Below are 12,557 nucleotides of genomic sequence, written 5' to 3' on the forward strand. Positions count from 1 at the left end.
TTCAACCCCCGGAAAATGCTGATGTTTTGACGTCGCTGGAGCGCATTTGGCCCCGACAATTCGTCCAAATCCCTGTTTTTTCCCTGTTCGCGGGAAGGGGCGCGTCGGAGACGGGTTCGCCCATGACTACCTCCACCACCAAGGTTTCTCACGCAAACGGCGTGATCCTGGTGGTCGTCGAAGTTCACGTCCTGTCAATGACTTAGCTCGGCCGCTCTGAGGCGGACGTGTCTCTGCCTCGTCTCTCGGGCCGGATCCCCGGCCATTCTGGCCTCGGTCTCCCCAAACCTCATTCCCGTTTCCTGCGATGCTACCCGCGGTCCTCGACTGGTTCTTCCGCGACCGCACGAGTGGGCGCATCGTGATCGGCCAGTGGCCGAACCTGCCACTATGGCTGTTCGGCCTGATGCAGGCCATCGCCTGGATCGCGGGGGAGGGGACCGCCATCGGCCGATGGGCGGCGATCGCATCCTGGATCGCCCTCGCGGTCTGGGCGGGCGATGAGCTGCTGCGCGGGGTCAACCCATGGCGGCGCTGCTTGGGGGCCGCGGTGCTGATCGGGATGGCGGTTCGCCTGATCGCCTGATCGCTCCCCGGTCGGATACTCGGATGTCAGAGGCCGAGGATACGCTCCTGCGCATCCCAGGCCGGGGGCAACTCGCACAGATGGCGCAGGCCGATGCCCCGGGGCAGGCGGGCCTCGACGATCGCGCGCACGATGCCGGGGGAGAGCAGCGCGAGCGACAGCGTCATGCGCACCGAGCGCTCGCTGCGCTGCTCGGCCAGGGCGATCGCCTCGATGCCCGTGCTGCGCCCCGCCACGAGATCCCCCATCCAGGTCCGGCCCGCGGCGATGCCCGCGAGGATCCGGGTGCGATCCTCCGCCTTCATCGCCCGCAGCCGATCACCCTCGCGGCCCGGCGGGACGACGATCGCCCGGCGCCGCTGAGACGGCTGATGCGTGAAGGGCAACGACAGGGGCGGGCGATCCCCGCTGAGCTGCACCACGAGGTGATCGGCATGCACCGTCACCGCCTCGAGCTCCGCGGTGATAAGGGCGGCGTCATCGAGTCGAGTAGAGTGCGGCGCAGCGATGCCGCGCAAACCCGTCACGACGGTTGCCTCGATCGGCGCCGCGGGCAGGCGCAGCCGCTTGCCATCGAGCCCGATCGCGCGGGCGACATAGTAGCGGTAGCGCACCGCGCCCTTCTGAGAATGGCTCGGCATCATCGCCTCGCCCCCCGCCTCGCGCAGACGCCCGGTGAGAAGGTGCACGCTCTCGGCTCGCCCCCGGTGATGCTCGTGGTGGTTGGCGGCGAGACGATCCTGCACCGCCTGCCACGTCACCCCATCGACGATCGCAGGATGCTGGCCGTCATGCACCTGCCCCTTGTGCCGGAGCTGCCCGACGTACAGGGGGTTGCCGAGCAGCTTGTAAAGATGCCCGCGCGAGAACCGACCGCCACCGGTCTCCCGCCCCGCCCCATCGCGGCGGACCGGCAGCGTGACCCCTCTTGCATCGAGATCCTGCTTCAGCGCCGCCACCGTGCCGTGGGCGAGGTAGCCCATGAAGATCGCCTGCACGAGGGCGGCCTGCTCCTCGACGACGTGCAGCGCGCGGTCCTCGACCCGGTAGCCGAGGGGCACGATGCCGCCCATCCAGATCCCCTTGCGCTTGCTCGCGGCGATCTTGTCCCGGATGCGCTCGCCGGTGACCTCGCGCTCGAACTGGGCGAACGACAGGAGCACGTTGAGCGTCAGCCGACCCATGCTCGTGGTGGTGTTGAACGCCTGGGTCACCGACACGAACGATACGCCGTGCCCGTCGAACAGCTCGACGAGCTTGGCGAAGTCGGACAGAGCGCGGGTGAGGCGGTCGACCTTGTACACGACGATGACGTCAACTCGTCGCGCTCGCACCTCGGTCAGCAGCCGCTGCAGGGCGGGGCGCTCGAGCGACCCGCCGGAGAAGCCGCCATCGTCGTAGCGGCCGGGCAGCAGGCGCCATCCCTCGTGCGCCTGGGAGCGGATGTAGGCCTCCGCCGCCTCGCGCTGGTTGTCGAGGGAGTTGAACTCCTGATCGAGCCCGTGCTCGGTCGACACCCGGGTGTAGATCGCACAACGCAGGGTCGGCCGCGGGCCGGGGTGCGGGGGCTGGCGCTGTTTGGGCGGGCGGGCGCTCATGCCTGAACCCTCCCCACTCCGATCTCCGCACCGCGGGTGGCTTTGGCGCGCAGTCCGAAGAAGCGGGGGCCGTTCCACTTGGTGCCGGTGATGAGCTGCGCTACCCGGGACAGGCTGTCGTAGATCGCGCCGTTCCAGGCATAGCCCGTCTCCAGCACCTGCACGGTGTGCATCACCCCCGCCCATTCGCGGGAGAGCGTCACGCCGGGGGTGTGCCCGCGTAGGTCCGGCACCGGCACCGAGACTGACCTAGCCTCTCCTCCCTGGTCAGACTGCCCCCGTGCCTGCGCCAACCGATCGAGGGCCCGTGCGGTATCGCGGTCGAGGTCGCCGTAGGCGATGGCCTGGAGGCGGTAGGCGATCACCCGTGCGCGCTGCGCCGGCGGGAGGCCGGGGGGCGGGGCTGCGCCGAAGAGCTGGCGCCAGCGCCGATCGAGCGCCGCCGCGTTTATCCCGGCGAGCGCGGAGAGCGAGGCGGACACACGGTCCGCCTCACACCCTGTAATCGATTTGACCCGCGCCATCAGGTGGTGGCCTGCATCAGCGCGCCCGCCGGCAGCTCAGCCCCAATGCCTGCGGTCGCTGTAAGGTCCGGAGTAGCTCCCTTGCGCCGCGAGCGGGCACGGGCAGCAGGCGGGGGCGGTGCCGGCAGGATGCGGTAGGCCGTCGTAGCATCTGGCCGCGTCGCCTTGGCCAGCGGTTGCCCGCTGGATCGGATGCGCGAGAGGGCGGCGCGGGTGGTGTGCGGCAGCCAGCTCGTCGCCCCGATCAGCTCGGCCAGCGTCGCTCCTTCGTCTCGCGCCAGCAGGGTCAGCACCAGCGCTTTCTTGTTCGGGCGGGACGCCGCGCCGGATACCGGAGGCGGGGTGAGACCGATGGCGCGGTAGCCCGCGGGCGTGAGGCGATGCTGTCCGTCCGGCGCGTCCGATGAGGTGATGAGCGCGTCGCGCAGGAAGCGCCCGAGGAGCTGCTTGCGGCTGGCCGGCTTCATGGCCGGGGCGAACTGCAAACGTCCCTCGGCCGCGGCGGCGGCGTGCAGGATGTCCGCCTCGGTGCGGGTGAGCGAGAGGGTGGTCATGGGTCGGGGTCTCCGTCGGCGGCAGGACAGGCCCTGCCACGACCCCGACCTCGCCAGCGACGCGAGGTCGGCAGGCGAGGCGACGTACAAGTAGTCGGAGAGACGACCTCTCGGCAGTGAAAGCCATTTGTCGTTTGGTTGTTTGTCCTGACGCTCCCCGCTGCACTTGGTCCAAACGAGCGCAGCATCGATAATAGCGGCTGCGTCGTCTCAGCGACCACACATGCTCCGTTTGCTCCGGCAGTCCAGTCGAATGTGTCGGTGGGCGGGGACGGCGTAAAAATTCGCGCCGGGGTCTACTGACAATGGAAGCTTTTGACCCGTAACAGACGTGTCGGGAGTCCGCTTCCGGGCTCATGGACGCTGGGTCGCATGGCGCACCGCATAACTGACGATCCGGATCCTCAGCAAAAGAGCAGAACAACCTCCTTGGCACTCACCCTGGACGGCAGAGGCTTTCTCTGCAAAAACTACTAGGTTTCAGCGCATGGAAGGAACAGATGCCTGCGCAATCCCCCACCGAGCTAGCTGACGGCTTGGCGAATCTTGAAAGGCTAATAGGGGACCTGTCAGAACGTGCGCGCACGATGAATGAAGCCGAAACCCGATTTCACATCATAGACCGGCTGATTGTCGAATGCTTTGGCTGGCCTAACAATGCGGATGAATTCCGTTTGGAGCGGTCGGTAGGACGCGAATACAGCGACTATGAACTCGGCCGCCATCCGGTTGCGATCTGGGAAGCAAAGCGGGAGGGAAAGGCTTTCGAGGTTCCTTCCCGCCGACAATCGAGCATCGTGCACTCTCTGGCATCGGTCATGCTCGTAAGCCCAGACTGCAAAATGGCGGTCGAGCAAGTTAACCGTTACTCTATATCCCGCGGTGTTGAGCTATGCGTAGCGACAAACGGCCACCAAATTGTGGCGTTCAAGGCCGATCGGGAATTGACCGATCGGACTAGCAACAGATGCGTGCTATTCGAGAGCCTAGAACACCTGAAAGCGGCATTTCCGAGAGCGTGACAACTCCTTTCACCTGGCGCCGTTGCCAGCGGCGAGCTCTTCAACCTTATCGCTAAGGCGAGCGCGCCCAAGCCGCCGGAAAAACTGTCGACCTCTATCCCGAACTATCCGCAGTTCCGCGAGTCGAGCGATCTACAGCGCGCAATGATCGACATTGCCGAATTGCTACTTCTCGGTATATCTGATCAGCAAGAAGTCGAGAAGGAGTTTTACAAGCATTGTTACTGCCAGAGCGGAGCGCTCAGCCAGCACGCCTTGATCAGCAAACAGATGCTGAATGCCCGTTACAGCTCACTTTTCCCCGACGCTGAGGACGTTGCGACGCCGGTGTCATTTAAGAAAGACAAGCCGCAACTGACGCCGGAAATTTTGGCCGAAGCCATTTCTAACCATCCTATCGCCCTCGTTGGCGATGTGGGCGTTGGCAAATCCTCATTCTTAAAGCATCTAATGTATGTCAGTGCGTTCGCCGAATTCCAGCACGCGATTTACGCATACGTCGATCTCGGGCGCAAAGGCGCGCTCTGGAACGATGTCCCCGCTCTTGTTCTCGAGCAGATCGAGACTGCACTGATCGAGAAACACGATATAGATATTACAGAAGCCACCTTCGTCAGATCCGTCTACAAAAAAGACATTCGGCGCTTTGATAGATCAATATACGGTGAGGCTAAGGAGGCCAACCATAGACTTTACCAAGAGAAGTTATTTGGGCTTTTGTCGGAAAAGCAATCAAGTAAGGCAGAGCATCTGCGGAACTGCATCGATTATCTCTCGAGAGAAAGGCGAAAGCAGGTCATCGTAGCGGTCGATAACGCCGACCAACGCAGCATCACTGTACAGCAAGAAGCCTTCATCATTGCGCAGAACTTGGCCGCGGAGTGGAAAGCAACGGTGTTTATATCCGTCCGGCCACGCACGTTTTTTATCTCGAAGCGGTCGGGAGCCCTGTCAGCATACCCCCACCGCATCTTTACGATCGCCCCGCCGCGCATCGATGAAGTAATCGACCGTCGATTGCGGTTTGCTAAGGACATCGCTGAGGGAAAACTGCATCTTCAGCGGCTACAGGGCATATCGTTTAAGCTTGGTAATATGGCGACACTGATAAAAGTTTTGCTTGAATCGATTGACAGAAGTGACGATGTTAAGCTTTTTCTTGAGAATATTACAGGTGGAAATGTGCGTCTTTTAATTGAGTTCTTGGCATCAATGTTCGGCAACCCGAACGTTGACCTGCAGGGCGTTATCATTGGACTTGAGCAGTCGCAACGCTATTTCGTGCCGGTGCACGATTTCTGGAAAGTTGCCTTGAGAGGCAACTACAATTATTTTGATCCTGAGAAGGTCACGGCTGCAAACTTATTTGCCGTCCAGACCGACGACGCGCGTGAGCACTTCCTCCTACCTCTCATACTTGCGCTTCTCGACGAAAGCGCGCCCCGCCGGACGGCTGAGGGCTTTGTCGATTACAGCGTACTTAAGGATGAATTGCAGTCCCTCGGTTACAGGCCCGCCGTCATCGATGCGACACTCCGGATGGCGAATAATAAAAAACTGATTGAGTCTCCCGAACGGATTACGTTCGAAGAAGATGAGGATGGTGCTTATGGCTTCGTGCCAAGGGCTTTTCGCATCAATACAATAGGAGCATATCATCTCAAGACGTGGATGACCTCGGTGACGTACATGGATGCTATGGTCGTCGACACGCCCATTTTCGAAGAAAATACGGCTGAAGAACTACGCCGCACCATCCGCTCAATGAAATTGAGTGATCGCTATCAGCGGGCTGTCCGGTTCCGCGATTATCTGACCAACGTCTGGATAGCTTCCGGTATGACGCCAAGTTACTTCGACTGGGATGCGTTTTGCGGTCAAGGTCAACACACTTTTGACAGTGTACACGCTAGCATCAGCAGGCGTGCTCATTGAAGCAAATGCAGAACTGTATCTTGGAACGGAAGGAGCTTATTGTAGAAAACAACAAACTGATTCAGGGCTGATGTAACGGACGCTACCTTTATGGTCGGTGCCGTCTAGCCGATCTTAGGCGTTCGGGGACGTTGAGCATATCCTCGCAAACGGACTCAGAAAGCCTCCAGATCAATGACGTCTGCTGTATGGCGCCTACATCATGTCCGGTGTGGGCGCACTTCGGCGAGGGCGAATCGCTGGTTTGAGAGGGATGCTGATGGCTCCTCTACCGGAGTATCAGCATGTCTTCGACGATCGACACCTCCCGCCGGCCCTGGAACCTTGGACGCCTCATCGGACCCAAGCCGCCGTTCAAGCCTAAGCACATCTGGGCGATCTGCACCCGCCTGCAGCACGAGGGCCGCATACGCGACCTCGCCCTTTTTAACACCGCAATTGACAGCAAGCTGCGCGGGTGCGACCTCGTCCGCCTACGCGTAGCCGATGTTCACCTTGGGGATGGCATCCGGCTACGCACTACCATCGTGCAACAGAAAACGGGCCGACCGGTCCCGTTCGAATTGACCGAGACGACACGAGAGACATTAGCCGCTTGGCTCAAGCTTCGGGGTCTACGTGCTGGGGATTGGCTATTCCCCAGCAGAAGCCGTCCTGGCGAACATCTAACGACACGACAGTACGGCCGACTCGTCGATGAGTGGGTGGCGCTGATCGGGCTCGACCCAGCAGGGTACGGCCCGCACAGCCTGCACCGAACCAAGGTCGCGCTAATTTACCAACGGACCGGCAATCTGCGCGCCTGTTAGCTACTGCTCGGGCATACCAAGCTTGAAAGTACGGTGCGCTACCTCGGCATCGAAGCAGACGATGCCCTGGTGATGTCTGAGCAAACTGACATTTGACGATTGCCGCGGCGGTCTCTCAGGCTGTCGCGGCCCGAATGCTGTGTCCAAAAGCGGACATGGTTCAACGGCGACGAATGACGTTCACTGGCCGAAAGCGGAATGGCTGCTCTGGAGAGGGCAAACCGGAAAAGCGGACGGAAAGCGACTTGCCCGCTTGGCGGATTGGCTGTCGTCGAAGCCGGCGCCCTTCTCACGACCCATACAGCCAGTGCCGTAAGCAATTTGCCTGACCAAGTTCAGTTATTCATCGGGCGTGTGGCGACTTCGGCTTGAGCAATTGGATCGCGCGCCAGTACCGCTACCTCGAGAATTCGCGACGCGTCGCAACACGCCACGACAGCTTCGTCTTCGACTATCTCAGCGCTGTCTTTCCCGCCTTCGCACGTGTCTCCTGTCCATCGCATAGACCAGAGTGGCCCCACCTAACTCTGCAGCAGCCGATCCAACCGCATCCGCGTGATGGCGCTGATCTCGCCGAGGGCCGTCGCCTCCTCCTCGTCGCGCTCGCTCTCGAGCCTTTGCTTGAACAGCACGAGGATATCCCGGAGGTCGCGACCGCGGACGGCGACAATGAAAGGGAAACCGAAGCGGCTGCGATAGGCGGCGTTCAACCTGTCGAACGCCTCCGCATCCGCCTGTGAGAGTTGGTCGAGGCCGGCGCTTCCCTGTTCCTGGGATGAGTCCGCCGTCATCGCCTTAGCCCTGGCTTCGGGGCCGGCGAGTTCCGGATGACCGTTGAGGAAGGCAAGGCGCATGTCGGCGGGAGCCTCGCGGACGGCGGCAATCATCGCGGCGTGAAGGTCCTGCACGCTGGCGAAGGGCTGCTTGGCGGAGGCCGCCTCCGCCACCCAGGCGGCATGCTCGAACACCCCGCCGAGGAGGTTCACGAACGCGTCGCGGTCGAGGCTGTTGATCTGATGGAGGTCGGGCATTCGGCTCAGCTTCCACGATAGGTGGTGAAGCTCGACGGGGTACAGAGCATCGGCACGTGGTAGTGCTGCTTGGCGTCGAAGATCGCGAAACGGACCACCGGGTTGTCGATGAAGATGTCGGCTTCGTTCGTACCCGAGCGCGCCTGGAAATAGGGCTCGACGTGGAATTCCAGCTGGTACTGGCCTACGGCCGCCTTGTCGGCGGGCAGGATCGGTCCGTCGGTTCGCCCGTCGGCATTGGTGACGACCCTCTTCACGAGGCGCCACTGCCCGTTCTCCAGAACCGAGAAATCGATGCGGACCCCCGCGGCGGGGTGCCCGCGGTCGGTGTCGAGGACGTGCGTGGTGATGCCGGCCATGTCGGATCTCCTGATCGATGGGTGCGAAGTCCGACGCGTCAGCTGCCGCGGTAGTAGGAATAGCCCCAGGGCGTGAACAGCACTGGCAAATGGTAGCGCTGGCTTCCATCGCGGATCCGGAAGCGTATCGGCACGAGGCTGAGGAAGTTCGGGCTCGGCAAGGCGACGCCGAACTTCGCGAAGTACTCCTGGACATGCATCACCAGTTCGTAGCGGCCGGGCTTGAAGGCCTCGTCCACGAGGAGCGGCTCGGTAGTGCGGCCGGTCGGGGCGGTGGTGATGGTCTTGATCGGCCGGTAGGTCGCCCCGTCGTGCATCGCGAGGTCACAGACCATGCCCGCGCCGGGCGTGCCGTGGAAGTTGTCGATGGCGTGGAGGGTCAGGCGTGGCGAAAGGCCGGTCTGCGAGACAGGCGCCGTGGTCAGTGTGCTAGGCTTGGCCGGGGCCTCGGACGGGGCCGGACTGCCCTGCGCCAAGGCCTCTGCCGAGACGCTAGCTGCCGAACTCGCCGCAACGGTGCCAAGCCCGGTGCCGATGAGGCGACGTCGCGTCAGGGGAGAGTGAGGGAGTAAGGGGTCCAAAGAGCGGGTCTCCTACGGTGGGCGAGAGCCATGCAAAACGGGAGCCCGGCGATCAGGCCGGCTCATGCGCCGCGCGGGCCTGCGCACGCCGCTCCATGGCTGCCGTCGCCGGTGGGACGAATACGAGGATCAGCATCAGCGCGGCGGCCTCGACACCTGCCACCAGCCAAAGGCCCGTGGCGGGCGAGCCGATGTGCTCGCGCAGGTAGCCCATCACCGTCGGTGCGCCGAAGCCGGCGAGGTTGGCCACCGAATTGATGAGCGCGATGCCCGCCGCGGCGGCGGAGCCCGCGAGAAACCGGCCGGGAATCTGCCAGAAGACCGGGATAACACTCATCGTGCCGACGACCGCCACAGCCAGCGACAGCATGGCGAGGATGGGTGCGCTTGAGACGAGGAGGCCGGTCATCGCGATGGCCATCGCGCCGATGAGCGCCGGAACTCCGCAATGCAGGCGGGCTTCTCCCGTCCGATCCGAATGCCGGCCGTTGAGGATCATCCCAGCGCCGCCGCACAGGTAGGCCGCCGACATGATCCAGCCCACGGTGAGCGGATCAGTGAAGCCGGCATCGCGCACCACGCTCGGCCCGTAGAAGGTCAGGGCCGAGTTCGCCGTGATGATGCAGAAGAAGATCGCGATGCATTGCCAGACACGGACGTCCTTGAGCGAGGCGAGGATGCGGTGCTCCCTTGGGCCGAGTGTGGCGGCGTCGCGGGCGAGATCGGCCGCCACCAACGCCTTCTGCTCCTCGCTCAGCCAGGTGGCCTTGGCGGGGCGGTCGGTCAGGTAGAGAAGCGTGACGATGCCGGCGAGGATCGAGGGAATGCCCTCCAGCAGGAACACCCACTGCCAGCCGGACCAGCAGTTGACCCCGTGCATTCCCGACACGATCGCCCCGGCGAGGGGACCGCCGATGACGCCGGCGAGCGCCGAGGCCGACATGAAAAGCCCGAACACCTTGGCGCGCCGCTCGCTCGGATACCAGTAGGTCAGGAACAGGATGACACCGGGATAGAACCCTGCTTCGAACACGCCGAGCAGCAAGCGCAGCGCGTAGAAGAACAGGGGCGTGGTGACGAACATCATCGCCACGCAGCAGAGGCCCCAGAGGAAGGTGATCCGCGCAATGGTCTTGCGAGCGCCGATGTATTCGAGAAGCAGGTTGCTCGGTACCTCGCAGAGGAAATAACCGATGAAGAAGATGCCGGCGCCAATGCCGTAGACCGTCTCGCTGAATCGGAGTTCCGCGAGCATCTCGAGTTTGGCGAAGCCGATATTCACTCGGTCGATCCAAGACAGGATCCACAGGAACATGAGGAACGGCAACAATCGCCACGTGATGCGCTGGTATGTTTCGTCAAGGGATGCGGGAGCGACGATGGCCGGGGTCGGCGTGGTGCTGTGAGCCTCGCTCGTCATAATTGCCCTTGCTGCTGGAACCAGGCTCACCCGCACCTGACGTGGTCACGAGTGGGACGAACGTACGGAAGCATCCGTGTCATACCCTCGATGTAAGCAGCTTTCGTCCAATCCGACCACGTGTGATGCGTGTTCATCCACTAGAGGGCGGCGGCGGTGTCATCACCCTCCACTCAATCCTATTCGTGAAGGCAGCGTGCGGCCGTTCAACCGACGGAGCAGCCGACTGAACATGGCCGATAACAGCTGGTCCGCTTCGGAGAGGAGCCGTTGGAAAAGTGGAAGGCCTCCTCACGACCCAACCCAGACGTGTGCAGAACAATCGATCTTGCCCAAAAGCGGCCGTTGGGCGGTCCTTTGGCTAACCCCTACCTGATGTCAAAGATGGTGGCCAACTCGATGCTGAAACGGGGCGTAGCAAATGTATCCTTCTCTCCAAGCATCGAATTATACCCGCCTGCGTGATGGAGGTCATTCTCAGCTCGACCTTCAACGATGATGCGCTCCTGGGAGAACACAGCCTCTCCCAAGACCCTAGATTAGAGAAGATCCAGATTTGAGCTGTTGTAAATGTGTGAATTTTAACACTTTTCTGGCTTGTACGCTTAGCTGCAAACTGAAATGACGTCTGTACTGCGCCGCTTATGGCGCGTGCCTGCGTGATCCATGTCCTATCGTTCCTCGCTCCTCTCTGTCCTCCTCGCTTCCAGCGCCCTCGTCAGTCCAGCAGTGGCGCAGGATGCCGTTCAACTGAACGAACTGTCGGTTGTGGCAGCCGCGCCAGGTAACTCCTATCCCGTCCCCAGTCCCGGCGGGCTCAATCTCAGCGCAGGCGATGGTGGCACGGCTGCCACAAGCGGAGGTGGCGGCGGACCCTCCGGGGTCACCGGCTATACCGCTCGCGTCTCCACAGTCGCGACGAAGACCAACACGCCCCTGATCGAGGCCCCACAGTCGGTTTCGGTGGTCACCCGCGAACAGCTTAACGATAGGAACGTCCAGACTTTCACTGACGCAATCAACTACGTTCCCGGCGCTATCTCCGCCCGGTCCGGCTTCGACCCGCGCTTCGACCAGATATTCATCCGCGGCTTCGACGTCCTGACGAATCAGGGCATCTACCGTGATGGTCTACGGGTGATCGGCAGCGGCTTCGCCTATCCGAAGAGTGAACCTTATGGCGCCGAAGCGGTAACCATCCTGCGTGGCCCGGCCTCGGGCCTGTACGGCCTTGGCTCGCCAGGGGGGATCCTCGACATCACGAGCAAGCGTCCCGTTTTCGTGCCGTTCGGCGAGGTGCAGTTCCAGACCGGCAGCTTCGATCGCTACCAGGGCAACTTCGACTTCGGTGGTCCGGTGGCGGGCTCGGACGGCACGATGGCCTATCGCCTGACCGGCGTGCGGCGCGAAGCGGGGACTTTTATCGGGCTCGGTACGAACAATGATCAGTTCAACATCGCCCCGGCCTTCACTTGGAAGCTGTCGGCCGACACGACCTTCACGCTGCTCAGCGAATTCCAGATCACCAACACCCCGGCAACGACATTCTTCTACAACCAGCCAGGCTTCCGGGCGACGAACTACTACATGGGCGATCCGCGCTTTGCCGGCCTTGACCAGACCCAGTACAGGATCGGCTACGCCTTCGAACATAAGTTCACCCCTGACCTGATCTTCCGCCAAAACTTTCGGCATTACGGCCTGAACCTGAGCGCGAAGTACGTGGATATCTCATCCTTCAATGCCGACGGCGTCACCGCCGCCCGCGACAATGGGTATCTGAAAGCCGGCCTCGTGCAGCAGACGCTGGACAACCAGCTGGAAGCCCGCTTCGCTACCGGCCCGATCGCCCATACCGCAGTCGCAGGCGTGGACTATGCCCGTTACAGCCTGACCAGCCGGTTCGGAAGTTACTTTGGCGATAGTACCGCCGTGCCGGACCTAAACCTCATCACCCGGAACTACGGCCAACAGTTCATCGCCACACCGCCCTTGGGGGATGCCTCTCGCCAGACACAGGACCAGGTCGGCGTCTACCTGCAGGACCAAGCGAAGTTCGGTGATTTTATCCTGACCCTGAACGGTCGCCATGACTGGGTCTTCCAAGACACCTACGCGACACCTGCCAGTGCGGTGTC

The 12,557-nt window shown here is 62.2% G+C and carries 12 protein-coding genes and 1 pseudogene; 6 read left to right on the forward strand and 7 right to left on the reverse strand.

The genetic code is table 11. The annotated features are described in order from the left end of the window. Both MKK53_RS03290 and MKK53_RS03295 read left to right on the forward strand, forming a co-directional pair. The coding region (locus MKK53_RS03290; RefSeq protein WP_243926887.1) for a hypothetical protein at window positions 1–206 on the forward strand (206 nt) is incomplete at its 5' end. A 101-nt stretch (window positions 207–307) separates the two neighbouring features. Beyond that, entirely contained in the window at window positions 308–586 is a 279-nt protein-coding gene (locus MKK53_RS03295) for a hypothetical protein (protein ID WP_243926889.1), read from the forward strand. A 26-nt stretch (window positions 587–612) separates the two neighbouring features. On the opposite strand, the gene MKK53_RS03300 is transcribed toward MKK53_RS03295, so the two are convergent. From MKK53_RS03300 to MKK53_RS03310, 3 genes are read right to left on the reverse strand one after another with little or no spacing between them, the layout of a single operon-like run. After that, on the reverse strand, window positions 613–2,184 hold the full coding sequence (locus tag MKK53_RS03300) for a recombinase family protein (protein ID WP_243926891.1): 1,572 nt from the start codon (window positions 2,182–2,184) through the stop codon (window positions 613–615). After that, window positions 2,181–2,666: a DUF2924 domain-containing protein gene (locus MKK53_RS03305; protein ID WP_243926893.1), complete on the reverse strand. Its 486-nt coding sequence runs from the start codon at window positions 2,664–2,666 to the stop codon at window positions 2,181–2,183. The genes MKK53_RS03300 and MKK53_RS03305 overlap by 4 nt, the downstream gene beginning before the upstream one ends. A 41-nt stretch (window positions 2,667–2,707) precedes the next feature. Further along, window positions 2,708–3,262 carry a DUF3489 domain-containing protein gene (locus MKK53_RS03310; RefSeq protein ID WP_243926895.1) on the reverse strand — a complete coding sequence of 185 codons (555 nt, stop codon included), beginning with the start codon at window positions 3,260–3,262 and terminating at the stop codon, window positions 2,708–2,710. Between the two features lie 500 nt (window positions 3,263–3,762). On the opposite strand from MKK53_RS03310, the gene MKK53_RS03315 reads away from it, so the two are divergent. The 3 genes and pseudogenes from MKK53_RS03315 to MKK53_RS03325 all read left to right on the forward strand — a co-directional run bounded on the left by MKK53_RS03315 (window position 3,763) and on the right by MKK53_RS03325 (window position 7,124). Then, window positions 3,763–4,284: a hypothetical protein gene (locus MKK53_RS03315; RefSeq protein ID WP_243926896.1), complete on the forward strand. Its 522-nt coding sequence runs from the start codon at window positions 3,763–3,765 to the stop codon at window positions 4,282–4,284. Between the two features lie 144 nt (window positions 4,285–4,428). Next, complete coding sequence (locus tag MKK53_RS03320; RefSeq protein ID WP_243926898.1) at window positions 4,429–6,219, forward strand: hypothetical protein; 1,791 nt, start codon at window positions 4,429–4,431, stop codon at window positions 6,217–6,219. 284 nt (window positions 6,220–6,503) lie between these two features. Next, window positions 6,504–7,124: pseudogene (locus tag MKK53_RS03325) on the forward strand (tyrosine-type recombinase/integrase). A 425-nt stretch (window positions 7,125–7,549) separates the two neighbouring features. Here MKK53_RS03325 and uraD read toward each other — a convergent pair. The 4 genes from uraD to MKK53_RS03345 form a co-directional block, all read right to left on the reverse strand. Beyond that, window positions 7,550–8,059, reverse strand: a complete 510-nt coding sequence (gene uraD, locus MKK53_RS03330) for a 2-oxo-4-hydroxy-4-carboxy-5-ureidoimidazoline decarboxylase (RefSeq protein WP_279598794.1) — start codon at window positions 8,057–8,059, stop codon at window positions 7,550–7,552. Window positions 8,060–8,064: 5 nt separating this feature from the next. Then, complete coding sequence (gene uraH, locus MKK53_RS03335) at window positions 8,065–8,418, reverse strand: hydroxyisourate hydrolase (RefSeq protein WP_243926902.1); 354 nt, start codon at window positions 8,416–8,418, stop codon at window positions 8,065–8,067. A 38-nt stretch (window positions 8,419–8,456) separates the two neighbouring features. Beyond that, on the reverse strand, window positions 8,457–8,894 hold the full coding sequence (gene uraH, locus MKK53_RS03340) for a hydroxyisourate hydrolase (protein ID WP_243926904.1): 438 nt from the start codon (window positions 8,892–8,894) through the stop codon (window positions 8,457–8,459). 157 nt (window positions 8,895–9,051) lie between these two features. After that, window positions 9,052–10,419 (reverse strand): MFS transporter, encoded by a 1,368-nt coding sequence (locus MKK53_RS03345; RefSeq protein WP_243926906.1) that lies wholly within the window; start codon window positions 10,417–10,419, stop codon window positions 9,052–9,054. A gap of 666 nt (window positions 10,420–11,085) precedes the next feature. Here MKK53_RS03345 and MKK53_RS03350 point away from each other — a divergent pair. Further along, the coding region (locus tag MKK53_RS03350) for a TonB-dependent receptor plug domain-containing protein (RefSeq protein ID WP_243926908.1) at window positions 11,086–12,557 on the forward strand (1,472 nt) is incomplete at its 3' end.

It is taken from the genome of Methylobacterium sp. J-076 (genome assembly GCF_022829405.1).
GTDB lineage: Bacteria > Pseudomonadota > Alphaproteobacteria > Rhizobiales > Beijerinckiaceae > Methylobacterium.

Bases quoted from the DNA above. Each gene is read 5' to 3' on its own strand.
- MKK53_RS03295 (WP_243926889.1), top strand. From the start codon at position 308: ATGCTACCCGCGGTCCTCGACTGGTTCTTCCGCGACCGCACGAGTGGG.
- MKK53_RS03300 (WP_243926891.1), bottom strand. From the start codon at position 2,184: ATGAGCGCCCGCCCGCCCAAACAGCGCCAGCCCCCGCACCCCGGCCCG.
- MKK53_RS03310 (WP_243926895.1), bottom strand. From the start codon at position 3,262: ATGACCACCCTCTCGCTCACCCGCACCGAGGCGGACATCCTGCACGCC.
- MKK53_RS03315 (WP_243926896.1), top strand. From the start codon at position 3,763: ATGCCTGCGCAATCCCCCACCGAGCTAGCTGACGGCTTGGCGAATCTT.
- MKK53_RS03320 (WP_243926898.1), top strand. From the start codon at position 4,429: ATGATCGACATTGCCGAATTGCTACTTCTCGGTATATCTGATCAGCAA.
- uraD (WP_279598794.1), bottom strand. From the start codon at position 8,059: ATGCCCGACCTCCATCAGATCAACAGCCTCGACCGCGACGCGTTCGTG.
- uraH (WP_243926902.1), bottom strand. From the start codon at position 8,418: ATGGCCGGCATCACCACGCACGTCCTCGACACCGACCGCGGGCACCCC.
- MKK53_RS03345 (WP_243926906.1), bottom strand. From the start codon at position 10,419: ATGACGAGCGAGGCTCACAGCACCACGCCGACCCCGGCCATCGTCGCT.